The organism is Oerskovia sp. NPDC060287, assembly GCF_042726775.1.
Taxonomy (GTDB): domain Bacteria; phylum Actinomycetota; class Actinomycetes; order Actinomycetales; family Cellulomonadaceae; genus Oerskovia; species Oerskovia merdavium.
Map to the genome: position 1 here is coordinate 1 of NZ_JBHXBO010000048.1, position 22754 is coordinate 22754.

Consider the following 22754-nt stretch of genomic DNA (forward strand, 5'->3'; position numbering starts at 1 on the left):
GCGGTACGCGCCGTCGGGCCCTCGTCGCACCGCTGTGCGGTGCGCTTCCGCCGGACGAACGGCGGGCGCCGTGCTCAGCCCTTGACCGTGAACTCGCCCACGAGCAGGACCTCGTCGCGCGAGGACGGGCCGACGAGCAGCTCGAACGCACCGGGCTCCACGACGCGACGCCCCTGGGCGTCGACGAGCGTGCAGTCCGCCACGGCGACCGCGAGGTCGACCACGCGGGACTCGCCCGGTGCCACCTCGACCTGCCGGTAGGCCTTGAGCTCCTTCTCGGCCCACGTGACCGACGTGACCGTGTCACGGACGTAGACCTGCACGGTCTCGCGCGCGGGCCGCGAGCCCGTGTTGCTCACCGTGACCTGTGCCCGGACGGTGTCGTCGGGTCCGACCACGGTGTCGAGGACCGTGAGGTCCGCGTACTCGACCGTGGTGTAGCTCAGGCCCTCGCCGAACGCGAAGGGCGGACGCTGCGTGAGGTCGGCGTAGCGGGTGCCGTGCTGGCCGGGGAGCTGGTTGTAGAAGACCGGGAGCTGTCCCACGTGCTCGGCGAACGAGAGCGGCAGGCGCCCCGACGGCTCGATCAGGCCCAGGACGAGCTCGGCGACCGCGCGCCCACCGCGCATGCCGGGGTTCGCGGCCCACACGATCGCCGCGGCGTCGCGCGCCGAGGGCGGCAGGACGAGCGGCTTGGAGGCCACGACCACGACGACGAGCGGCGTGCCGGTCTCCGCGAGCGCGTCGAGCAGGGCGACCTGGGCGCCCACGAGGTCGAGCGTCGCGGTCGAGCGGCCCTCGCCGACCAGCTCGATGCGGTCCCCGACCACCGCGACGACGTAGTCCGCGTCGCGTGCCGCCGCGACGGCCTCCACGATCGTCGCCGCGTCGGTCTCGGCGGGCTGGACCACCTGGGGGCGCGGTTGCCCGTCGGGGAAGAGCTCGCCCTCGGGGTCGGGGACGAGGGTGAGGATGTCGGCGCCGCGTGCGTGCGTGACCTCCCAGCCTGCCGGGACGTGCTCCCGGAAGCCGTCGAGGACGGTCTGGGTCATCTCGCGCGGGTGGCCGTCGGGCAGCCAGTCGACCTGGCCGGACGCCCCGGCCCAGTCGCCCTGCTGGGTGTGCGGGTCGTCGGCGTTGGGTCCGACGACCGCGATCCGCCGGGTCGGGGCGCCGGCACCCGCGGCGAGCGCACGACCGTCCGGGCCCGCGACGAGACCGCCGTCGAGGGGGAGCGTCCCGTCGTTCGTGAGCAGCACGAGCGAGCGGCGGGCGACCTCGAGGTTGAGGTCGGCGTGCTCGGCGGACCCGACGACCAGCGCCTGGCGCTCCGGGTCGGGGCGCCGGGGGTTCTCGAACAGGCCGAGCTCGAGCTTGAGGGTGAGGATGCGGGCGACCGCGGCGTCGAGCTGGGCCTCGTCGAGCAGTCCCTGGCGGACGGCCTCCTGGGCGCCCTCGAAGAACTGGGGCGTGGTCATGACCATGTCGTTCCCGGCCCGTACCGCGGCCGCGGCCGCGTGCGTGTGGTCGGGCTGGATGTGCTGCTCCCAGACCATGCGGCCGACGTTGTCCCAGTCCGTGACGAGGGTTCCGGTGTAGCCCCACTCGCCGCGCAGGACGTCGCTCAGCAGCCACTCGTTGACCGTGATCGGCACGCCGTCCATCGACTGGTAGCCCAGCATGAAGGACCGGCAGCCCTCTCGGGCGACCCGCTCGAACGGCGGGAGGAACCACGAGCGGAGCTTGCGGCGGGAGATGTCGGCCTCGCTCGCGTCGCGCCCACCCTGGGTCTCGGAGTAGCCGGCGAAGTGCTTGGCTGTCGCGAGGATCGCGGTCGGGTCGTCGAGCCCGTCGCCCTGGTAGCCGCGGACCATCGCGGACGCGAGCTCGCCGATGAGGAACGGGTCCTCGCCGAACGTCTCGCTCACACGGCCCCAGCGCAGGTCACGCGTGATGCACAGCACGGGGGAGAAGGTCCAGTGGATGCCCGTGGCCGCGACCTCGACCGCGGTGGCCCGGGCGACGCGCTCGAGGAGCTCGGGGCTCCAGGTCGCGGCCATGCCGAGCTGGGTCGGGTAGATCGTCGCGCCGTGCCAGAACGAGTGCCCGTGGATGCAGTCCTCGGCGATGAGCAGCGGGATCTGCAGGCGGGTGCTTGCGGTGAGCTCGTGCGCGAGGAGGGCGTTCTCGGGGGAGGTGTGCAGGATCGATCCGACGTGCACCTCGTTCACGAGCCGCTCGACGCCGTCGGCAGCGTTGAGCTGCATCATCTGCCCGACCTTCTCGGGGAGCGTCATGCGCCCGACGAGGTCGGCGACGCGCTCGGGAACGGGCCGCGAGGGGTCCTGGTAGGGCAGGCGGTCGGACATGTGCGGTGTCCCTTCGGAGACGGCGACGGTGACGTGGACGGAGCTGTCGAATCGATCCGAAGAGACGGTTCGTCGGACGCTTCGAGAAAACCATACACTGCTAGGTAATTGTCGTGAGGACCGGGGGAGGGCAGCGAGGGTGAGTCGTGCGCGCCGGCCTGCGGCCCGCCCGGGGTCAGGGGCGCGGAAGTCCCAGCACGTCGTACAGCAGCGTGCTCAGGGGCCCGTCGAGGCTGGCCTCGTCGTCGACCATCCACTGCAGCTGCGCGCCGTCGGCCGTCGCGATGATCAGGCGCGCGATCGCGTCCGGATCCAGGTGGGACGGGAGCTCGCCGGCCTCCTGCCGCTCGACGACGTCGGCGCTCAGCGTCGCCCGCAGCCCCGCATAGCGGTGGGCCAGGACCTCGTGGGCCGGGTGCTCGCGGTCGCGCGCCGCGGCCGTCAGGGACACGAAGAGCTCGACGAGCCCCGGGCGCTCGGCGTTGCCGCGGACGTTCTCCGTGAGCGTGCGCGGCGCGTCGTGGTAGATGGGCCGGCCCGTCTGGTCGCGGCGGACGATCACCTGGGCCAGCAGGTCCTCGCGCGAGTCGAAGTAGTGCATGACCCCCGCGACGGTCAGGCCGCACCGCGCCGCGATGGTCCGCAGGCTCGTGCCGCGGTAGCCCTCGTCGGCGAAGACCTCGAGCGCGACGTCGAGGATCTCCTCGCGCTTGAGCCGTCCCTTTGCGTACACACCATCCCTCGCCACCCGACGATCCTATGCGGGACGAGCGCTGCCGACCGGTAGCGTCGGACGACCACCGAACGACCAGGAGAAGACGATGACGACCGAGCAGTACCGCACCGTCCGGGCGCGGATGAACACGGGCGAGCCCTACGTGGACTACGGCGAGGGCCTCGAGCAGCTCGAGGCCGAGCGGGTCGCCGGCAAGGAGCTCGCGTACGACTTCAACCGCACGCGCCCGAGCCAGGTCGAGGAGCGCGGGCGGATCCTGCGCGAGCTGTTCGGGACCCTGGGCGAGGGGGTCTGGGTCGAGCCGCCGCTCAGCGTGTCCTACGGCTCGCACGTCCACGTGGGGAACCACGTCTACGTCAACTTCAACCTGGTGCTCGTCGACGACGCCGACATCCACATCGGCGACCGCGTCATGTTCGCCCCCAACGTCACCGTGAGCACCGCCGGCCACCCGGTCGACCCCGAGGCGCGCCGCGACGGGACCCAGTTCTCGCTGCCCGTGCGCATCGAGGACGACGTCTGGATCGGCTCGAACGTCGTCGTCCTGCCCGGGGTCACGATCGGTGCGGGCTCCGTCGTCGGGGCGGGCAGCGTCGTGACGCGCGACGTCCCGCCGCGCGTGGTCGCGGTCGGCTCGCCGTGCCGGGTGCTCCGTCCGGTCGACGAGAAGGACCGCGCCGCGGTCGCCGCGGGGCTGCCGGTCGACGGCGCCTGAGGGATCGCGCTCGAGCGCGAGGGGCCCGACGGCGTCGGGCCCCTCGCGTCCGCGGTGCCCCGGCAGCCCGTTCGCGGCGCGGCCGCGGCCTGGCCGCGGCGGGTCAGGCCCGGCCGGCGCGGCGCGTGTCGAGGACCTGGGAGGCGAGCACCACGACCAGCCCCGCCACCGGGACCACCAGGAGCCCTGCCCGGAGCGAGGCGTGGTCGGCGACGAGACCGACGAGCGGCGGCGAGAGCAGGAAGCCGATCCGCATGAGCCAGCTCACGACCGCCAGCCCTGTCCCCGGGCGCAGCCCGGGCAGCTCGTCGGCCCCGTGCATGGCGGCGGGGACCAGTGTCGCGATGCCGAGGCCCGCCGCGGCGAACCCGGCGATCGTGCCGGGCACGGTCGGGAAGGCCAGGGCCAGCCCCATGCCGAGCGCGACCAGGGCGCCACCCGAGCGGGCCACGGCACGCTGCCCGAACCGGTCGACCACGCGGTCTCCGACCAGGCGGCCGACGAACTGGGCGCCGGTCAGTGCGACGAAGCCGAACGCGGCGAGCGAGAGCGGGGCGCCCAGCGACTGCGAGAGGTAGACGGCCGCCCAGGTGCTGCCCGAGTCCTCCACGACCGATCCTGCCGCGGCGATGAGGACCAGGGCCGCGAGCGTGCCGACCCGCACGAGCAGGCCCGGGACGCGCGAGGGGTGCTCGGGCTCGACCGCCCCCGCGGCGCCGCGGGCGGTAGCGCCCTCGCCCGCACCTGCCGCGGTGCGGTCGCCGTCCTCGGGGCCGGGCAGCAGGAAGCGGTAGCACGAGAGGGCGACGATCGCGAAGACGAGGGCCGAGAGGCCCAGGTGCAGCCCGCGCGACATGCCGATCGCGACGGCCCCGGCCCCCATGAGCCCACCCGTGACCGCGCCGATGCTCCACACCGCGTGGAACGAGTTGAGGATCGACCGGCCGTAGCGACGCTGGACCCGCAGGCCGTGGGCGTTCTGGGCGACGTCGGTGATCGCGTCCATGGCCCCTGCGAGCAGGAGCCCGACCGCGAGCATGGTCCAGGTCGAGGACAGGCCCGCGGCCAGGACGCCCGTACCGGTCAGGACGGTGCCGGCCACCGCGACCCGCGACGAGCGCAGCCGCCGGATCAGGACCCCTGCCGCGAGACCCGCGACGAGCGCCCCCGTGGGGAAGGCCGCGATCGCGAGCCCGTACTGCGCGTTGCTCAGCCCGAGCTCGGCCTTGATCGCGGGGTACTCGGGGAAGAGGTTGGCGAAGATCGCGCCGTTCGTGAAGAACAGGGTCGCGACGGCGACGCGGGCCCGTCGGAGGTCGCGGGGGGCCGCGCCGGCTCGGGCCGTGCGGGGGCGTGGTGGTGCCACGGTGGGGTCGGTCATGAGTGGGTGCTCTCTCGGGGTCGTGGGTCGGGCGAGGTGTCGGGGGCGGTGCGTGGGACGCCTCGCGCGGAGGGTGGCGGCGTCAGGTACCGAGGACGTCGACCCCCGCCTGGCGGAGCCGGGCGACCGCGTCGGCAGGGGCCTCGGGATCGGTCACGAGGACGTCGAAGTCGGTCAGGGGGCACACGACCGCGAGCGCGGTGCGGGAGAACTTCGCGGCCTCCCCGACGAGGATCGTGCGGCGGGCGCTGGCCATCGCGGCACGCTTGGTCGCCGCCTCGACGTCGTCGTACGCGGTGACCCCGTCGACGACGGACAGGCCGCAACAGCTGATGATCGCGGTGTCGACGCGCAGCGAGCGCAGCGAGGCCTCGGTCAGGGGACCGACGAGCGAGCCCTCCCCGAACCGGGACGTGCCCCCGGGGACCTTGAGGGTGGTCGAGGCGCTCGCGGAGAGGACGTGGGCCGCGGGGATCGACAGGGGCACGACCGTCAGGCGGCGCCCGACGAGCGCGCGGGCGATCGCGAGCCCCGTGGTCCCGCTGTCGACGATCACGGCCTCGCCGTCGCTGAGCAGGTCGGCGACCGTCCGTGCGATCTGTTCCTTGGCCGAGGTCGACTCGATCTCGCGCAGCGCGAACGGCAGCTCCTCGCCGCGCAGGAGCAGGCTGACGGCGCCTCCGTGCACGCGCCGCAGCGCTCCGGCGGCCGCGAGGGTGTCGAGGTCGCGGCGGACCGTGACCTCGGAGGTGTCGAGCTCGAGGGCCAGGTCGGCGACGTCCACGCGCTCGGTCTCACGGAGTCGTTGGACGATCCGCTGCTGTCTGGTGGTGGCACTGTCCATCGCTCAAACGTACACAGCGCGGTTACGAATGTAAACGGCCGCTGTTCGTTTGAGGGGATCGTTCGTACCCGCCGACGGCTCGGCGAGACGGGTGAGGTCTGCGGCGCCCGCCCGACGACGTCGCTCGCCCCCGGGGGCTCGACGCACCCTCCCTGGCGCGAGGTCCGTGCGCACTAGAGTGGGGCGGGTGTCCTCGTCGGTCCCGCGCCCCCGCGCCCTCGTCCTCGGGCCGGTGCTCGTCGAAGGTCGGGACGGGACGCTCGTCTCCCCGTCCAGCGCGCGTGCCCGTGCGCTCGTCGTCGCGCTCGTGCTCGCGCACGGCCGCACGGTGAGCACCGCAGCGCTCATCGACGACCTGTGGCCGGACACCCAGCCCACGGACCCCCGTGCCGCCCTCCAGAGCCTCGTCTCCCGGACGCGCTCGACTCTCGCCGAGGGGCTGCTCACGTCCGCCCCCGGTGGCTACTCGTCGCTCGCCGCGAGCGACCTCGGCGCCGCACGGGACCTGACGCGCGCAGCAGCCGAGGCGCTCGCGGCGGGGGACCCCCGCAGGTCCGCCGGGTCGGCACGCTCGGCGCTCGGGCTGTGGCGCGGCGAGCCGGGCGACGACCTGCTCAACCTGGCGGGTACCGGGATCGGCGAGGACCTCGTCGCGACGGCCGGACGCCTCCGCGCCGAGGCTGAGCAGGCCTTGCTCGACGCGCTCCTCGCCGCGGGTGACCACCACGCCGCGGTCGGTTGGGCCGAGCGCGCCGTCGAGCGCGCTCCGCTCGACGAGGACGCCCACCTCGCGCTCCTGCGGGCCTACGCGGGTGCCGGCCGACCGGCCGACGCGCTGCGTGCCTTCGGGGCTCTGCGGACCCGGCTCGCGACCGAGCTCGGAACCGACCCGCGCGCCGACCTGGTCGCGCTCAACACGCGGATCCTGCAGGCGCCCGAGACCGAGGCCGTGCCCACCCCTCGCCCGGCGCGGCGAGGCGCCGCGCTCGGGCTGCGTGCAGCACCCAACACCCTGGTCGGACGAGAGGACGACGTCGACGCGGTCCTCGACCTCCTGGGACGGTCCCGGCTCGTGACCGTGCTCGGCCCGGGAGGCATGGGCAAGACACGCGTGGTGCAGGAGGCCGCGCGCCGGTCCGTCGAGACGACGCCGCTCGTCGCGGTCGTCGAGCTCGCGAGCGTGCGCACCGGCGAGGACATCGGCCTCGCCCTCACCTCTGCGCTGGGCGTGCGCGACGTGACACGCAGCCCGCGCCTCGGCGACCAGGTCGCCCGGACCGAGGTGCACGAGCTCCTGGCCGACCGACTCGGCGAGGTCGACACCCTCCTCGTGCTGGACAACTGCGAGCACGTCGTCGAGGCGGCCGCCCGGTGGGCGGCCGAGCTGATCGCCGTCGTCCCGGGGCTGCGGATCCTCACGACCAGCAGGTCCCCGCTCCTCGTCGGCGGGGAGCAGGTCTTCCCGCTCGACCCCTTGGCCACGACGTCACCCCCCGCCGCCCAGGACACCCAGGACGAGGCGGCCCGCACGGACCCGGGACCGGCGGTCGAGCTCTTCCGCGAGCGCGCGCTGGCGGCCCGTCCCGGCGCCGACCTCCCGACAGACGTCGTGGAGCGGCTCTGCGCGCGGCTCGACGGGCTGCCGCTCGCGATCGAGCTCGCCGCGGCGCGGGTCCGCTCCCTGTCGGTCCAGGAGATCGAACGACGGCTCGACGCGCGCTTCGCCCTGCTCACGACCGGCGACCGCAGCGCCCCCGAGCGGCACCGGACCCTGCACGCCGTGATCGACTGGAGCTGGAACCTCCTGACCGCTGCGCAGCAGGCGCTGCTCCGACGCCTGTCGCTGCTGCCCGACGGGTTCGGGGTGCAGACCGCCCAGGCGGCCTCCGGCGTCGGGCTCGACGACGTCGAGGCGCTCGTCAACCAGTCGCTCCTGACCGTGACCGACGAGCCCCTGTCCCACACCGCCCGCTACCGCATGCTCGAGACCGTGCGCGAGTTCGGTGCCCTCGCGCTCGACGAGGCGGGCGAGCGCGAGATCGCCCAGGAGGCCACCTATCGCTGGGCCGTCGACCTCTCACGACGCGAGGTCGCGCGGCTCGAAGGACCGACGCAGGTCGCCGCGATGCTGACGCTGCGCCTCGAGCAGGAGAACCTCCTGCACGTGCTGCGGACGGCGCTCGCGGAGGACCGGGCCGACGTGGTCCTGCCCGTCTTCCACGCGCTCGGTCTGCACTGGAGCCTGCGCGGGGCGCACACCGAGGTCGTCGCTCTCGCACGCGACGTGCTCGGGGTCGTGGAGGGCTGGCAGGGCAGGCGCGTCCGCGGGGTCCACAACGAGCCTGACGACCAGCTCACGCAGGAGGCGGGGATCGTGCTGTTCCTGCTCACGGCATCGACCCCCAACGGCGACCCGGCGACGGGCGTGCGTGCCGCCGCGCGACTGCGTCGCCTGCACCGGGACGCCGACATCGGCCCGCGGGCGGCTGCGCTCACCGACCTCCTGACCGACGCCGGCGACCCCTTGGGCATGGGGCCGCGACTGGCCGCGCTCCATCACTCCGGCGACCCGTTCGTCGCCCTCGTCGCGCACCTGCTCAGCGCTCAGCTCGCGGAGAACCACGGGCGGCTGGGCGTCGCGATCGAGCAGGTCACGCACGCGCACGCGCTCGCGACCCAGGGGCAGGACACGTGGGGAGCCGCGACGTCGGCGCTCTTCCTCGCCCAGCTCGCGAGCGAGCAGGGCGACGCTCCCCGCGCCCTCGAGTGGGCCGCCCGGGCCCGTGAGGGACTCGGTCGGCTGCGCGCCGACGAGGACCTGCGTCAGCTCGACTGGCTCGAGGCGACGAACCTCGTCCACGTCGGGCGCGCCGCCGAGGCCGAGCTGGTCTTCACCTCGCTCGTCGAGACCGACGACGACCCGGTGCCGTCCGGGCTGGGCGGCACCGCGCACGAGCTGCGCTCGATCGGCCACGCGGGGCTCGCCGAGATCGCCCTGACGCGCGGCGACCACGAGCTCGCGCTGCGCGAGCTCGAGCTCGCCAACGCGGTCTTCGGGGGCAGGGTCTCCCGTCGCTCACCCTGGTACACCATGTTCGCCGCCGGCTGGCTCTCGACCATGGTCCTGCCCGCTCCCGAGAGCGACGGGCCGTGGGAACCCGACCCGGTGCCGTCCCCCGAGGCTGAGCGCCTCGCACGCGAGCTGCGCGTGCGCATGGTCGCCTCCTACCGGGCGTCCTCGGCCTTCGTCGACTACCCGGTCCTGGGCACTGCCGCGATCGCGCTCGGCGCCTACCTGTGGGCCGCGCCGGGCCTGGGCCGCGTCGACGACGGGCTCACGCTGCTCCACCTGGCCCACCGGATGGGGGCCCGGCAGGACGTGCCCGCGCTGCGCACGGCCCCGCACGACGCCTGGGCGCGCGCCCTGCACGGCGACGCCCGGGTCGACGAGGTGCGCGACGCCGTCGGGCAGCTGCCGTACGAGGACCTCCCGGCCCGGACGCTCGAGATCCTCCGCGCGGGTCCCTGGACGCGGCCCGCAGAGCCCCCGAGCCCCGGCGCCTGACCACCCCGGGGAGCAGGCACGACGACGGGCGGTACCCCCGGCGTTCACCAGGGGTACCGCCCGTGCCGCCCGCGCAGGCCGTCAGGCCTTGCGCATGTACGCCCGTACCGTGAGCGGCGCGAAGACGGCGACGATGACCGCCGCGCCGACCAGCGAGATCACCGCGTCCGAGCCCAGCACGCCGTTGTTCGTCAGCTCACGGACCGCCGTCACCAGGTGCGAGACCGGGTTGACGTTCACGAAGCCCTGGAGCCAGCCCGGCATGGTGTCGGGCTGCACGAACGCGTTCGAGAGGAACGTGAGCGGGAACAGGACGATCATCGAGATCCCCTGGACGCTCGCCGCGGTCCGGGCGATCACGCCGAAGAACGCGAAGATCCAGCTCACGGCCCACGAGCACACGATCACGAGCAGGGCCGCCAGGACGACCGAGCCCAGGCCGCCCGCGGGTCGGTAGCCCATGACGTAGCCCATCGCGAACGTCAGAGTCGTCGCGATGCCGTACCGGACGGTGTCCGCGAGCAGCGCCCCCGACAGCGGCGCGATGCGTGCGATCGGCAGCGAGCGGAACCGGTCGAACACGCCCTTGTCCATGTCCTCACGGAGCTGGACGCCCGTCACGACCGACGTCGTGATGACGGTCTGGACGAGGATGCCGGGGATGATCGTCGGCAGGTAGCTCACGACGTCCCCGGCGATCGCTCCGCCGAAGATGTACGTGAACATGAGCGTGAACAGGATCGGCTGGACGGTCACGTCGACGAGCTGCTCGGGTGTCCGACGGATCTTGAGGATCCCGCGGTACGCCATGGTGAACGTGTTCCGGACCGTCTGCCCGGGGCTCGTGCGGTTCGTCAGGTCGCGGTCGGTCGCGGCCTGGATCTGCTCCCGGGGAGCGGTGAGGGTCGTGGTCATCGCAGGGCCGCCTCTCGCGTGGTCGTGGATGCGGGCGCGTCCGCGCCCGCGGGGCGCCCGTCACCGGGTTCCGCAGGGTCCTCCGACCCGACGCCGTGACCCGTGAGGGTCAGGAAGACCTCGTCGAGGCTCGGCTTGTCCATGCTGATCGAGTCGACCGCGATGCGGGCCTCGCGCAGCCTGACGAGGAGGTCGGTGACCTCGTCCGGTCCGGTCACCGGGACCGTGATGCGGCGGGCCTCGGGGGACGTGGTCGCGGCGACGCCGAACGTCGCCTCGACGATGTCGAGTGCCGACCCCAGGTCCGCGGCCGCGACCAGCCCGAGCTGGAGCGACTGGTTCCCGACCGCGTCCTTGAGCTCGTCGGCCGTGCCCTCGGCGACCACCCGGCCGCGGTCGATGACCGCGATCCGGTCGGCGAGCTGGTCGGCCTCGTCGAGGTACTGCGTCGTGAGCACGACGGTCGACCCCGTCGCGACGAGCTCACGGATCGTGTCCCACATCTGGGCGCGCGTGCGGGGGTCGAGGCCCGTGGTCGGCTCGTCGAGGAAGATCAGGGGCGGCTGGGCGATGAGGCTCGCCGCGAGGTCGAGACGCCGGCGCATGCCGCCGGAGAAGTTCTTGAGCGGCCGCGTCGCGGCCTCGGTCAGGCCGAAGGTCTCGAGCAGCTCGGCGGCCTTGCGCCGCGACTCTGCGCGTCCGAGGCCGAGCAGGCGCGAGAAGATCACGAGGTTCTCGGTCGCGCTGAGGGTCTCGTCGACCGACGCGTACTGGCCCGTGACGCCGATGAGCTGGCGCACGACCTGTGCCTCGCGGACGACGTCGTGCCCGAAGACGCGGGCCGCGCCGGCATCGGGGCGCAGGAGCGTGGCGAGCATGCTGATGGTGGTGGTCTTGCCGGCGCCGTTGGGGCCGAGCACGCCGTACACCGAGCCGGTGCGGATGTTCAGGTCGACGCCGTCGACCGCCCGGTTCTCGCCGAACGTCTTGACGAGGCCGTGCGCCTCGACCGCCCATTCGTGGGTCATGGATTCCTCCTGGTTGCTGGTGGGTCCAGCCTCCGGGAGGGGCCTGTCACGCCGGTGTCACGTCGCTGTCACGTCGCTGTCCGGGGAGGCGGCAGGACGGGAGAGGGCCGCCGTTCCCGCAGGAACGACGGCCCTCTCCACTCCTGCGGGCCGCGCGGCAGGTGGGCGGCGGCGGGCGGCGGCAGGGATGAACGTCAGTCGCGGACGCGGAACGTGAGCAGCGTCCAGGTGAGCGAGGTGATGAGGAGCCCGGCCCCCAGCATGTGCGCGGCGACCAGGACCTCGGGCAGCCCCGTGAAGTACTGGACGTAACCGATCAGGCCCTGCAGGAGAGTCACCGCGACGAGCACGACGACGGCCTTGCGGGCCCGGGCAGGGGCGGTGGCCTGGCGCAGGACCAGGACCGTCAGCACGACCAGCACGGCGAGGAAGAGCCAGACGGAGGCCGCGTGCGCCTTGCTGATGAGTGCCGGGTCGAGAGCGAACCGGTAGGCCACCTCGTCGTCGCCGCCGTGCGGGCCCGAGCCCGTCGCGAGGACGCCCAGGATCAGCAGCGGCACCGCCAGGACGGCCAGGACCCGGCCGACCAGGGTGGTCCGTCGGTCCACGACCTGTGCGGGCTGACCGTCGCCCTCGCCCGAGCGGTACAGCAGGTAGGCCGAGACCGCGACGAGTGCGGCGGACACGAGGAAGTGGACCCCGACGACGGCGGGGTGCAGGTGCAGCAGGACCGTGACGCCACCGATGACGGCCTGCAGGGCAACGCCGATCAGGGGGAGCGAGCTCGCGCGCCGGAACGACGCGGAACGCGTCGTGTCGGTCCAGAGGAGCACCAGGACCGCGAGCGCGATGATCCCGACGACCCCCGTGAGCGTGCGGTTGCCGAACTCGATGAGGGGATGGATGGACATCGCCGAGTGGAACTCGGGCGTGAAGCTCCCGGGCTCGCACAGCGGCCACGTGGAGCAGCCGAGGCCGGATCCGGTCAGACGCACCGCGCCGCCCGTGACGATGATGCCGATCTGGCCGACGAGGTTCGCGACGAGGACCGGTCGGGTCCAGCGGCGGAAGCGGTCGACCTTCGCGTACCAGGCGGGGGACGTGGGTACCGGGGCGAGTTCTGCGCTGCTCACCGTCCAAAGGTAGCCGCGGGGCGAGCGCGGCCCTCAATCGTCGAGGTCCCGAGCGGGTGTGAGATTGGCCCGCAGGAGACCGCCGGGGGAGAACCGTGACGGCACAGCGCGCCGATCCCGACGAATCGTGACTGACTCGATATCCTCGCTAGACCTTTCGTCGCATATCAGGGGGTTTTCGTGACCGTTTCCCGACCGGCCCGCCGCACCCAGGGGATCGGAGCGCTCGCGGTCCTCCTGCTGGCGCTCACGGGCTGCACCTCCGCGGTGGGACCGCAGGAGCCGCCTGTCGTGGGTGAGACGTCGTCCGGCCCGGAAGGGACGGGCTCGACCGACGAAGCGGCGGGCGGCGACGCGCCCCCCGGGCAGACGGTCGGTGAGGAGTCCGAGACGGAGGCCGGTGCCGGGGCAGGGACGGCCGGATCCTTCGACCGGACCGCGACCCTGGTCGTCCGTCCCGAGGGCTTCACCTCGGCGAGCGCCTTCCCGTCACGCGCAGGCTGGACGACGCTCGGATCGACCGGCAGGTGCACCGCGTCCAGCACCGCGACGAGCGTGCCCGACGAGGACCAGGTCGCCCGCGAGCGGGACGTCTCCCTCGCCGCGCTCGCCGACCTCCTGGCCGGCGAGCCACGGGCGAGCGACCCGTCGAGCGTCTCCGAGGTGCTCGCGACCGACGGCAGCCCGGGCGAGCCCCGCGGGACGAACGCGGTGCTGCAGGAGTGGACCGTCGAGCGTGCCGGCACCGTGGTGCGCAGCCGCGTCCTGGTCCGCTCGGTGTGGTCACGCCTCTACTCGGGCGAAGGCCTGCGCGAGAGCTCGTTCGTGGCCTTCGAGTGCACCGGGGGCATGATCGACGAGGCGGCCTGGGGAGCGGCGCTGGCGCAGGTGCGTCTGCCGCTCGCGGGCGGGGAGACGGCCGGCGCGTGGCGGGACGAGTGACGCGGGACCGTCCCCCGGCCGACTGACGACCGGGGCGTCCGCAGCGCCGGGGCGCGCGCTCAGTGCCAGCGGAAGAGCTTGCCCGCTCCCCAGCCGAGCGCCGCGGTCCACCCGAGCAGCACGACCACGGAGAACGCGGGGACCTCGCCCAGGAGCAGCGCACCGCGCATGGCCTCGCCCAGCGCACCCGAGGGCAGCAGCAGGGCGACCTGCTCGAGCGCCCCGGGAAGCTGCTCGACCGGGACCAGCACGCCCCCCGCGACGGTCAGCAGGACCAGCAGCAGGTTCGCGACCGCGAGCACGCCCTCGGCGCGCAGCGTCCCCGCGAGCAGGAGCGCGAGGCTCGTGAACGCCGCGGTGCCGAGCAGCACCGCGAGCAGCGCCGGCAGGATGCCGGCCGGGTCCGGGGACCAGCCGAGCGCGAGCGCGACCCCGCCCAGCACCACGACCTGCACGACCTCGACCGCGAGCACCCCGAGGATCTTCCCCGCGAGCAGGCCGCCACGGCCCAGGGGCGTGGTGGACAGCAGGCGCAGGACGCCGTTGCGGCGGTCGAAGGCCGTCGCGATGGCCTGCGACGTGAAGGCGGTGGACATGACGGCGAGCGCCAGGACACCGGGCGTCACGAAGTCGATGCGCGAGTGTCCCTGCGTGTCGAGGTCGATGAAGCTCGTGCGCGCCAGGCCCACGAGCAGCATCACGGGCAGGATGATCGTCACGAGCAGCTGCTCGCCGTTGCGCAGGATCATGCGGGTCTCGAACGCCGTCTGCGACGCCACCCGACGCCACGCGGGGGCAGCCCCGTCCGCGGGGGACGCGCCGTCGGTCGGGGCGGGCCGCTCGGCGACCGGTCCGGTGGCGGTCTGGTCGGTCATCGGAGCTCTCGTCCTGTCAGGTCGAGGAAGACGTCCTCGAGGGTGCGGCGGCCGATCGTGATGCGCGAGGCGAGCGCGCTCTCGTCCGCGAGCCACGCGGTCACGACGGCGACGGTCGACGGGTCGACCGGCCCCGTCACGCTGTACGAGCCGGGCTGCGTCTCGGTCACGGTCCACGCGGAGGCGGGCGACGTCGTCGGGCCGGGGCCGACTCGCTCGGCCAGCGCCTCCACGTCCAGGCCCGCGCGCGCCTCGAGGCGCAGCGTGCGGTTCCCGTCCGCCGACGGCCCCGAGTGCAGCAGGTCGGGCGTCGCGCCCGAGGCGATGACCTGCCCGTGGTCCACGATGTAGACGTGGTCCGCGAGGTCCTCGGCCTCGTCCATGAGGTGGGTCGTCAGGACGATCCCGACGCCGTCGGCGCGCAGCTCGCGCACGAGCTCCCACACCGCGTGCCGGCTCTGGGGGTCCATGCCCGCGCTGGGCTCGTCGAGGAACACGACCTCGGGGCGGCCCACGATCGCCGCGGCGAGCGCGAGGCGCTGCCGCTGGCCACCCGACAGGCGTCGGACCGTGGTCCGCGCGAAGCTCGCGAGGCCCAGCCGCTCCGTGATCTCCGCCACGTCGCGGGGGTTCGCGTACATGGACGCGACGTGGTGCAGCATCTCGAGCGCGCGCACGCCCGTGGGCAGGCCGCCGTCCTGGAGCATGACGCCGACGCGCGGGCGCAGGTCGCGCGCGCTCAGCAGGGGATCGAGCCCGAGCACCCGCACGGTGCCCGCGTCCGGAGCGCGCAGCCCTTCGCAGCACTCGATCGTGGTGGTCTTGCCGGCCCCGTTGGGGCCGAGGACGGCGGTCACGGCGCCTCGGGAGGCGGTCAGGCTCAGGTGGTCGACGACCGCCCGGCCGTCATAACGCTTGACCACGTCCTGGAGGACGACGGCGGGGGAGTCGGGCACGGTGGCGATTGTAGGGGAGCCGCCTGGGGCCCGCTGTGAGGTAGGCCTTGCTTGCGTCGGACCATTTAGCACATGAGACTGTTACCTATATCGACCAGTCCTCGGGGCCCTTGCGCGCCCGCGGACCTGGCGAGACGGATCCCAGCAGGCCGGACGACGTGGAGGTGAGGCATGACGCACGGTGCACGCACCTCGGGTGCGACGCCTCGCTCGTTGCCTGCCGTCGCGCTCGGCAGTGACGCATCCCACGCCGCCGCGGACGGCGACGGGACCACGCGCGAGCGCGTCCTGTCCCTCATCGTGACCGACGGACCTGTGAGCGCCGCCTCGCTCGCGACGGACCTGGGTCTCACGCCCGCAGGCGTCCGCCGCCACCTCGCGCAGCTCGAGACCGACGGACTCATCTCGGTCCACGACTCGGGCGCCACCACGGGCATGCGCGGACGACCGGCCCGGCACTACGTCGCGACGAACAGGGGGCAGTCCGAGCTCTCGGGGGCCTACCCCGACCTCGCGACCCAGGCGCTGCGCTTCCTGCGCGACGTCGCGGGCGAGGACGCCGTCGAGGACTTCGCTCGTCGTCGCCTCGAGGAGCTCACGGACCGCTACGCGCCCCGCATCACGGCCGACGACGTCGCGGGCCGCGCCGAGCAGCTCGCCGCGGTCCTCGCCGAGGACGGGTTCGCCGCGAGCGTGCGCCCCGTCGCCGGGACCGCGACCGTCCAGCTCTGCCAGGGGCACTGCCCGGTCCAGCACGTCGCCGAGGAGTTCCCCCAGCTGTGCGACGCCGAGGCCCAGGTCTTCTCCCAGCTCCTCGGCTCGCACGTCCAGCGGCTCGCGACCCTCGCGGGCGGCGGGCACGCGTGCACCACCAACGTCCCCGTGCTCCCCGCGGCGACCCGCGTACCCGAGGCGAGCGACGCCGTCGGGCACGAGACCACCGCACGACGCGCCACCGCGCGCGGACCGCGCGCCCCGGCGCACCCCCCAGCACGACACACCGAACCGACAGGTTCATCGACCACCGCCCCACCGCCCCCCTCCGTCGTCGACGGAACGTGGAAGGAATGACATGAGCGCTCCCACCCAGGACACCGCCGGCGTGTCCCAGAGCCCCGGCCAGTCCGACGAGGAGATCATCGCCTCGATCGGCTCCTACGGCTACGGCTGGCACGACAAGGACGACGCCGGTGCGACGGCGCAGCGCGGCCTCTCCGAGGCGGTCGTGCGCAACATCTCCGCGCTCAAGAGCGAGCCCGAGTGGATGCTGAACTACCGCCTCAAGGCCCTGCGCCTGTTCGACAAGAAGCCCATGCCCAACTGGGGCAGCGACCTGTCGGGCATCGACTTCGACAACATCAAGTACTTCGTGCGGTCCACCGAGAAGCAGGCCACGTCGTGGGACGACCTGCCCGAGGACATCAAGGAGACCTACGACAAGCTCGGCATCCCCGAGGCGGAGAAGCAGCGCCTCGTCGCCGGTGTCGCGGCCCAGTACGAGTCCGAGGTCGTCTACCACCAGATCAACGAGGAGCTCGAGAAGCAGGGCGTCATCTTCCTCGACACCGACACCGCGCTGCGCGAGCACCCCGAGCTCTTCCAGGAGTACTTCGGCACCGTCATCCCCTCGGGTGACAACAAGTTCGCCGCGCTCAACTCGTCCGTGTGGTCCGGCGGCTCGTTCGTGTACGTCCCCCCGGGCGTCCATGTCGAGATCCCGCTGCAGGCCTACTTCCGCATCAACACGGAGAACATGGGCCAGTTCGAGCGCACGCTGATCATCGCGGACGAGGGCTCGTACGTGCACTACGTCGAGGGCTGCACCGCCCCGATCTACTCGAGCGACTCGCTGCACTCCGCGGTCGTCGAGATCATCGTCAAGAAGAACGCCCGCGTGCGGTACACGACCATCCAGAACTGGTCGAACAACGTGTACAACCTCGTCACCAAGCGTGCGACGGCGGCCGAGGGCGCGACCATGGAGTGGGTCGACGGCAACATCGGCTCCAAGGTCACCATGAAGTACCCCGCGATCTACCTGCTCGGCGAGCACGCCAAGGGCGAGACGCTGTCGATCGCGTTCGCGGGCGAGGGCCAGCACCAGGACGCGGGCGCCAAGATGGTGCACGCGGCCCCGCACACGTCCTCCTCGATCGTCTCGAAGTCCGTGGCGCGCGGCGGTGGACGCACGTCCTACCGCGGCCTCGTCCAGGTCCTCGAGGGAGCGGAGCACTCCGCCTCCACCGTTCTGTGCGACGCGCTGCTCGTCGACCAGATCTCCCGGTCCGACACCTACCCGTACGTCGACGTCCGCGAGGACGACGTCTCGATGGGTCACGAGGCGACCGTGTCGCGCGTGAGCGAGGACCAGCTGTTCTACCTCATGTCCCGAGGCATGGCCGAGACCGAGGCCATGGCCATGATCGTGCGCGGGTTCGTCGAGCCCATCGCGCGCGAGCTGCCCATGGAGTACGCGCTCGAGCTCAACCGCCTCATCGAACTGCAGATGGAAGGGTCCGTCGGCTAAATGACTACTACTGCGAGCACCACAGAGACCGAGCCGATCGGCCTGAGCACGGACCACACGCAGGCCGTCCAGGACGGCGCTCACTCGCACGGGGTCGGCGGCACGCCGCAGGGTTCCCGCGCCGAGCGCATCACCTCGTTCGACCCGACCGTCATCACCGTGCCCACCGGGCGCGAGGAGGAGTGGCGCTTCTCGCCGGTCCCGCGCCTCGCCCCGCTGTTCGCGGCCGAGCTCGGCAGCGCGGGCGTGCGCACGACCGTGGTCGACGCGCCCGAGGTCACGGTCGAGATCGTCGGCCGGGACGACGAGCGGCTCGGCCGCGCGGGCGTCCCCGGCGACCGCACCGCCGTGACCGCGTGGAACGCGTTCGCCGAGGCGACCGTCGTGACGATCCCGGCCGAGGCCGTGGCCAGCGAGGTCACGTCCGTGCGCATCGAGGGCCTGTCCGACGAGCCCACCGCGACGCACCTGCTGATCCAGGCCGAGCGCCACAGCGAGTCCGTCGTGGTCATCGACCACGTGGGCTCCGCGACGCTCACCGAGACGGTCGAGATCGTCGTCGAGGACGGCGCGCACCTCACGGTCGTGTCGGTCCAGGACTGGAGCGAGGGAGCCGTGCACGCGAGCTCGCACCGCGCCCGCATCGGCCGTGACGCCAAGCTCAAGCACGTCGTGGTGACGTTCGGCGGCGACGTCGTGCGCGTGACCCCGGACGCCGAGTTCACCGGCACCGGTGGCGAGGTCGAGATGGTCGGCCTGTACTTCGCGGACGCGGACCAGCACCAGGAGCACCGCCTCTTCGTCGACCACGCGGTCCCGAGCTGCAAGTCGCGCGTCACCTACAAGGGCGCGCTGCAGGGCGAGGGCGCGCACACGGTCTGGGTCGGGGACGTGCTGATCCGCACCGAGGCCGAGGGCACCGACACCTACGAGCTCAACCGCAACCTCGTCCTCTCGGACGGCGCGCGGGCCGACTCGGTGCCGAACCTCGAGATCGAGACCGGCCTCATCGAGGGGGCCGGGCACGCCTCGGCCACCGGTCGCTTCGACGACGAGCAGCTCTTCTACCTGCAGGCCCGCGGCATCCCCGAGGCCGACGCACGTCGCCTCGTGGTCCGCGGCTTCTTCGCGGAGCTCATCCAGGAGATCGGTGTCCCGTCGGTCGAGGAGCGCCTGCTCACCTCGATCGAGGCCGAGCTCGCCAAGTCGATGAGCGTCATCGAAGGCCGGTGACCTGACCCGCATGAGCGCACAGCTTGCTTGCATGACCGACGACGTGGCGCCCGAGGAGGCGCTGCGCGTGGAGCTCGAGGGCGAGAAGGGTCCCGTGGAGGTCGCGGTCGTCCGCGACGGCGACGGGAACTGGCACGCCATCTCGGACATCTGCTCCCACGGTGCGGTCTCGCTGTCCGACGGCGAGGTCGAGGACTGCGCCATCGAGTGCTGGCTGCACGGCTCGCAGTTCGACCTGCGGACCGGCATGCCCACCGCGCTGCCCGCGATGCGCCCTGTGCCCGTCTACCCGGTCACGATCGACGGCGAGCGCGTGCTCGTCGACATCGACCAGACCGTCTCCCCGTCCTGACCCCTGAACTTCTCGATATTCCGAATACTGGAGAACACCACATGTCCACTCTGGAGATCCGCGACCTGCACGTCAGCGTCGAGACCAAGGAAGGGCCGAAGCCGATCCTGCGCGGCGTCGACCTGACCATCAACAGCGGCGAGACCCACGCGATCATGGGCCCCAACGGCTCGGGCAAGTCGACCCTCGCGTACTCGATCGCCGGTCACCCCAAGTACACGATCACGAGCGGCACCGTCACGCTCGACGGCAAGGACGTCCTCGCGATGACCGTCGACGAGCGTGCCCGCGCCGGCATGTTCCTCGCCATGCAGTACCCCGTCGAGGTCCCCGGCGTGTCCGTCTCGAACTTCCTGCGCACCGCGAAGACCGCGATCGACGGCGAGGCCCCCGCGCTGCGCACGTGGGTCAAGGACGTCAAGGGCGCCATGGAGAACCTGCGCATGGACTCGTCCTTCGCCGAGCGCTCGGTCAACGAGGGCTTCTCCGGTGGTGAGAAGAAGCGCCACGAGATCCTGCAGATGGAGCTCCTCAAGCCGAGCATCGCGATCCTCGACGAGACCGACTCTGGCCTCGACGTCGACGCGCTGCGCATCGTCTCCGAGGGCGTCAACCGCGCCAAGGCGAACACCGACGTCGGCGTGCTGCTCATCACGCACTACACGCGCATCCTGCGGTACATCAAGCCGGACTTCGTGCACGTGTTCGTCGACGGCCGCATCGCCGAGGAGGGCGGCCCCGAGCTCGCCGACCGCCTCGAGAACGAGGGCTACGACCGCTTCCTGACCGGCGCAGCGACGGCCTGACCCGGCCTGCGGCCCGCCGGCCGCCCGCCCGCCGGTCAGCCGGCGGGCACCTGACACACCCGAGGAGACTTCGATGACCACCACCGACACCGTGCGGGCCGGGCTGAGCGCCACCGAGCTCGCCGCCGTGCGAGCCGACTTCCCGCTGCTCGCCCGCACGGTGCGGGGTGGCCGTCCGCTCGTCTACCTCGACTCGGGCGCCACGTCCCAGAAGCCCCAGGTCGTCCTCGACACCGAGGTCGACTTCTACGAGGAGCGCAACGCCGCGGTGCACCGCGGCGCGCACCAGCTCGCGGAGGAGGCGACCGAGGCGTTCGAGGACGCCCGGTCCGCGGTCGCGCGCTTCGTCGGGGCCGACGCCGACGAGATCGTGTGGACCTCCGGGGCCACGGCCGCGATCAACCTCGTGACGTACGCGCTGTCCAACGCGACGATCGGGCGCGGGGGAGAGGCGGCCCGCCGCTTCGCCCTCGCACCGGGCGACGAGATCGTCCTGACCGAGGCCGAGCACCACGCGAACCTCGTGCCGTGGCAGGAGCTCGCGGCGCGCACCGGAGCGGTGCTGCGCTGGTTCGGCGTCGACGACGAGGGCCGCATCCGCGTCGACGAGGCGGCCTCGGTCATCACCGAGCGCACGCGCGTCGTCGCGTTCACGCACGCCTCGAACGTCACGGGGGCGATCACCCCGGTCGCGCCCATCGTGGCGCGGGCCCAGGAGGTCGGGGCGCTCACGTTCCTCGACGCGTGCCAGTCCGTGCCGCACCTGCCGGTCGACCTGCACGCCCTCGACGTCGACTTCGCCGCGTTCTCGGGTCACAAGATGCTCGGTCCCACCGGGGTCGGAGCGCTCTACGGGCGGCGCGAGCTGCTCGAGGCGCTGCCCCCGGTCACGACCGGTGGGTCCATGATCGAGGTCGTGACCATGACCGAGGCGTCGTACATGCCGCCGCCCCAGCGCTTCGAGGCCGGCACGCAGGCCGTCGCGCAGATCGTCGGCCTGGGCGTCGCGGCGCAGTACCTCGAAGAGCTCGGGATGGAGAACGTCGCGGCCCACGAGCACGACCTCGCCGTCGAGATGCTCAAGATCGCGGACGTCCCGGGCGTGCGCATCATCGGCCCGCGGACGCCCGAGGACCGCCTCGCGGTCGTCTCGTTCGTCGTCGAGGGCGTCCACGCCCACGACGTGGGCCAGGTCCTCGACGCCGCCGGGATCGCCGTGCGGGTCGGTCACCACTGCGCGCAGCCCCTGCACCGCAGGTTCGGGATCGCCGCCACGGCGCGCGCCTCGGCCTCGGTGTACACGACGTCCGAGGACGTCACGGCGTTCCGGGAAGGTTTGGCGGGGGTCCGGGCGTTCTTCTCAGTGGACTGACGTGCGCCCGACGCCCCACCCTGTCTGCGCGGTCCCACGACCCGCACGACGTACCGAAGGAGCAGGACCCCAGCAATGAGCAGCTCGTTGGAGCAGATGTACCAGCAGGTGATCCTCGACCACGCGAAGTCCCCGCACGGGCGAGGCTTCGTGGAGCTCGCGGAGGGGCACCTGCACGGTGAGTCGCACCAGATCAACCCCACGTGCGGCGACGAGGTCACGATGCGCGTCGAGTTCGACACCGCCGACCCGAAGGCCCCCACGATCTCCCGCGTGAGCTGGGAGGGGCAGGGCTGCAGCATCTCGCAGGCCTCGCTCTCGGTGCTCACCGACCTCGTCACGGGCGCACCGGTCGCCGAGTCCGAGCACCTGGGCGACCTCTTCCGTCAGCTCATGCAGTCCCGCGGCAAGGGCCTCGACGAGGACCGCGAGGACGAGCTGGGCGACGCCACGGCCTTCACCGGAGTCGCGCAGTTCCCGGCCCGCATCAAGTGCGCGCTGCTCGGCTGGGCCGCCCTGCGCGACACCCTGGCGACGTCCGGGGTCCTCGCGGGCCCGGGCGCAGCCTCCCAGCCCCCGCTCGACCAGCCCTTGTCCCCGCAGTCCCCCCAGGAGAACCGATGACGACCGAGACCCCCGCCGCCTCTGCGGCACCGACCCCGCCGACCGCGGCCGACGTCGAGGAGGCCATGCGCGACGTCATCGACCCCGAGCTCGGGATCAACGTCGTCGACCTCGGCCTCGTCTACGGCATCCAGGTCGACCAGAACAACCACGCCGTGATCGACATGACGCTCACGTCGGCAGCCTGCCCGCTCACGGACGTCATCGAGGACCAGACCGCGCAGTCGCTCGACGGTCTGATCGACGGCTTCCGGGTCAACTGGGTCTGGATGCCGCCGTGGGGCCCCGAGAAGATCACGCAGGACGGCAAGGACCAGCTGCGCGCGCTGGGCTTCAACGTCTGACGTTCGCCTGACCCGCGGGTCGTGCGCCGAAAGGGGC

At 72.8% G+C, this 22754-nt stretch carries 20 protein-coding genes; 11 read left to right on the forward strand and 9 right to left on the reverse strand.

Going from position 1 to position 22754, the window contains the following annotated elements:
* Positions 1–74: 74 nt before the first annotated feature.
* Positions 75–2369: a glycoside hydrolase family 3 N-terminal domain-containing protein gene (locus ACFWFR_RS06425; RefSeq protein WP_377621917.1), complete on the reverse strand. Its 2295-nt coding sequence runs from the start codon at positions 2367–2369 to the stop codon at positions 75–77.
* A 175-nt stretch (positions 2370–2544) separates the two neighbouring features.
* The gene (locus ACFWFR_RS06430) at positions 2545–3117 is read right to left on the reverse strand and encodes a TetR/AcrR family transcriptional regulator (protein ID WP_191805901.1); all 573 of its coding nucleotides are present in this window, start codon (positions 3115–3117) and stop codon (positions 2545–2547) included.
* 73 nt (positions 3118–3190) lie between these two features.
* Here ACFWFR_RS06430 and ACFWFR_RS06435 point away from each other — a divergent pair, with 73 nt between their 5' ends.
* Positions 3191–3820 carry a sugar O-acetyltransferase gene (locus ACFWFR_RS06435; protein ID WP_377621918.1) on the forward strand — a complete coding sequence of 210 codons (630 nt, stop codon included), beginning with the start codon at positions 3191–3193 and terminating at the stop codon, positions 3818–3820.
* Between the two features lie 103 nt (positions 3821–3923).
* On the opposite strand, the gene ACFWFR_RS06440 is transcribed toward ACFWFR_RS06435, so the two are convergent.
* Positions 3924–5201, reverse strand: coding sequence for an MFS transporter (locus tag ACFWFR_RS06440; RefSeq protein ID WP_377621920.1), 1278 nt, complete (start codon positions 5199–5201; stop codon positions 3924–3926).
* An 82-nt stretch (positions 5202–5283) separates the two neighbouring features.
* Positions 5284–6045 (reverse strand): DeoR/GlpR family DNA-binding transcription regulator, encoded by a 762-nt coding sequence (locus ACFWFR_RS06445; protein WP_377621922.1) that lies wholly within the window; start codon positions 6043–6045, stop codon positions 5284–5286.
* Between the two features lie 187 nt (positions 6046–6232).
* Between ACFWFR_RS06445 and ACFWFR_RS06450 the strand changes: the two genes are divergently transcribed.
* A complete protein-coding gene (locus ACFWFR_RS06450; protein WP_377621923.1) occupies positions 6233–9610 on the forward strand; it encodes a BTAD domain-containing putative transcriptional regulator in 3378 nt (1125 codons plus the stop codon).
* An 81-nt stretch (positions 9611–9691) separates the two neighbouring features.
* Here the strand turns inward: ACFWFR_RS06450 and ACFWFR_RS06455 are convergent, their stop codons facing one another.
* The 3 genes from ACFWFR_RS06455 to ACFWFR_RS06465 form a co-directional block, all read right to left on the reverse strand.
* Entirely contained in the window at positions 9692–10525 is an 834-nt protein-coding gene (locus ACFWFR_RS06455; protein ID WP_377621924.1) for an ABC transporter permease, read from the reverse strand.
* Positions 10522–11553: an ATP-binding cassette domain-containing protein gene (locus ACFWFR_RS06460; protein WP_377621926.1), complete on the reverse strand. Its 1032-nt coding sequence runs from the start codon at positions 11551–11553 to the stop codon at positions 10522–10524. Before ACFWFR_RS06460 ends, ACFWFR_RS06455 begins: the two co-directional genes overlap by 4 nt.
* Before the next feature lie 194 nt (positions 11554–11747).
* Positions 11748–12686, reverse strand: a complete 939-nt coding sequence (locus tag ACFWFR_RS06465) for a heme A synthase (protein WP_191805895.1) — start codon at positions 12684–12686, stop codon at positions 11748–11750.
* Positions 12687–12866: 180 nt separating this feature from the next.
* Between ACFWFR_RS06465 and ACFWFR_RS06470 the strand changes: the two genes are divergently transcribed.
* Positions 12867–13628 (forward strand): hypothetical protein, encoded by a 762-nt coding sequence (locus tag ACFWFR_RS06470; protein ID WP_377621927.1) that lies wholly within the window; start codon positions 12867–12869, stop codon positions 13626–13628.
* Between the two features lie 59 nt (positions 13629–13687).
* Here the strand turns inward: ACFWFR_RS06470 and ACFWFR_RS06475 are convergent, their stop codons facing one another.
* Both ACFWFR_RS06475 and ACFWFR_RS06480 read right to left on the reverse strand, forming a co-directional pair.
* Positions 13688–14503, reverse strand: a complete 816-nt coding sequence (locus tag ACFWFR_RS06475; protein ID WP_377616887.1) for an ABC transporter permease — start codon at positions 14501–14503, stop codon at positions 13688–13690.
* Positions 14500–15459: an ABC transporter ATP-binding protein gene (locus tag ACFWFR_RS06480; protein ID WP_377621929.1), complete on the reverse strand. Its 960-nt coding sequence runs from the start codon at positions 15457–15459 to the stop codon at positions 14500–14502. The genes ACFWFR_RS06475 and ACFWFR_RS06480 overlap by 4 nt, the downstream gene beginning before the upstream one ends.
* A gap of 171 nt (positions 15460–15630) precedes the next feature.
* Between ACFWFR_RS06480 and ACFWFR_RS06485 the strand changes: the two genes are divergently transcribed.
* The 8 genes from ACFWFR_RS06485 (at position 15631) to ACFWFR_RS06520 (ending at position 22717) form a co-directional block, all read left to right on the forward strand.
* Positions 15631–16530: a metalloregulator ArsR/SmtB family transcription factor gene (locus tag ACFWFR_RS06485; protein WP_191805891.1), complete on the forward strand. Its 900-nt coding sequence runs from the start codon at positions 15631–15633 to the stop codon at positions 16528–16530.
* 1 nt (position 16531) lies between these two features.
* Positions 16532–17986 carry a Fe-S cluster assembly protein SufB gene (gene sufB / locus ACFWFR_RS06490; RefSeq protein WP_377621930.1) on the forward strand — a complete coding sequence of 485 codons (1455 nt, stop codon included), beginning with the start codon at positions 16532–16534 and terminating at the stop codon, positions 17984–17986.
* Positions 17987–19219: a Fe-S cluster assembly protein SufD gene (gene sufD, locus ACFWFR_RS06495; protein WP_191805890.1), complete on the forward strand. Its 1233-nt coding sequence runs from the start codon at positions 17987–17989 to the stop codon at positions 19217–19219.
* Positions 19220–19229: 10 nt separating this feature from the next.
* Entirely contained in the window at positions 19230–19571 is a 342-nt protein-coding gene (locus tag ACFWFR_RS06500; RefSeq protein ID WP_377621931.1) for a non-heme iron oxygenase ferredoxin subunit, read from the forward strand.
* Between the two features lie 41 nt (positions 19572–19612).
* The gene (gene sufC, locus ACFWFR_RS06505) at positions 19613–20377 is read left to right on the forward strand and encodes a Fe-S cluster assembly ATPase SufC (protein WP_191805888.1); all 765 of its coding nucleotides are present in this window, start codon (positions 19613–19615) and stop codon (positions 20375–20377) included.
* A gap of 73 nt (positions 20378–20450) precedes the next feature.
* Positions 20451–21749 (forward strand): cysteine desulfurase, encoded by a 1299-nt coding sequence (locus ACFWFR_RS06510; protein ID WP_377621933.1) that lies wholly within the window; start codon positions 20451–20453, stop codon positions 21747–21749.
* 75 nt (positions 21750–21824) lie between these two features.
* A complete protein-coding gene (sufU, locus tag ACFWFR_RS06515) occupies positions 21825–22373 on the forward strand; it encodes a Fe-S cluster assembly sulfur transfer protein SufU (RefSeq protein ID WP_377621935.1) in 549 nt (182 codons plus the stop codon).
* The gene (locus ACFWFR_RS06520; RefSeq protein WP_056647167.1) at positions 22370–22717 is read left to right on the forward strand and encodes a metal-sulfur cluster assembly factor; all 348 of its coding nucleotides are present in this window, start codon (positions 22370–22372) and stop codon (positions 22715–22717) included. Before sufU ends, ACFWFR_RS06520 begins: the two co-directional genes overlap by 4 nt.
* The last annotated feature ends 37 nt before the right edge of the window (positions 22718–22754 follow it).

Bases quoted from the DNA above. Each gene is read 5' to 3' on its own strand.
- ACFWFR_RS06425 (WP_377621917.1), bottom strand. From the start codon at position 2,369: ATGTCCGACCGCCTGCCCTACCAGGACCCCTCGCGGCCCGTTCCCGAG.
- ACFWFR_RS06435 (WP_377621918.1), top strand. From the start codon at position 3,191: ATGACGACCGAGCAGTACCGCACCGTCCGGGCGCGGATGAACACGGGC.
- ACFWFR_RS06440 (WP_377621920.1), bottom strand. From the start codon at position 5,201: ATGACCGACCCCACCGTGGCACCACCACGCCCCCGCACGGCCCGAGCC.
- ACFWFR_RS06445 (WP_377621922.1), bottom strand. From the start codon at position 6,045: ATGGACAGTGCCACCACCAGACAGCAGCGGATCGTCCAACGACTCCGT.
- ACFWFR_RS06455 (WP_377621924.1), bottom strand. From the start codon at position 10,525: ATGACCACGACCCTCACCGCTCCCCGGGAGCAGATCCAGGCCGCGACC.
- ACFWFR_RS06460 (WP_377621926.1), bottom strand. From the start codon at position 11,553: ATGACCCACGAATGGGCGGTCGAGGCGCACGGCCTCGTCAAGACGTTC.
- ACFWFR_RS06475 (WP_377616887.1), bottom strand. From the start codon at position 14,503: ATGACCGACCAGACCGCCACCGGACCGGTCGCCGAGCGGCCCGCCCCG.
- ACFWFR_RS06485 (WP_191805891.1), top strand. From the start codon at position 15,631: ATGACGCACGGTGCACGCACCTCGGGTGCGACGCCTCGCTCGTTGCCT.
- sufB (WP_377621930.1), top strand. From the start codon at position 16,532: ATGAGCGCTCCCACCCAGGACACCGCCGGCGTGTCCCAGAGCCCCGGC.
- sufD (WP_191805890.1), top strand. From the start codon at position 17,987: ATGACTACTACTGCGAGCACCACAGAGACCGAGCCGATCGGCCTGAGC.
- ACFWFR_RS06500 (WP_377621931.1), top strand. From the start codon at position 19,230: ATGAGCGCACAGCTTGCTTGCATGACCGACGACGTGGCGCCCGAGGAG.
- sufC (WP_191805888.1), top strand. From the start codon at position 19,613: ATGTCCACTCTGGAGATCCGCGACCTGCACGTCAGCGTCGAGACCAAG.
- ACFWFR_RS06510 (WP_377621933.1), top strand. From the start codon at position 20,451: ATGACCACCACCGACACCGTGCGGGCCGGGCTGAGCGCCACCGAGCTC.
- sufU (WP_377621935.1), top strand. From the start codon at position 21,825: ATGAGCAGCTCGTTGGAGCAGATGTACCAGCAGGTGATCCTCGACCAC.
- ACFWFR_RS06520 (WP_056647167.1), top strand. From the start codon at position 22,370: ATGACGACCGAGACCCCCGCCGCCTCTGCGGCACCGACCCCGCCGACC.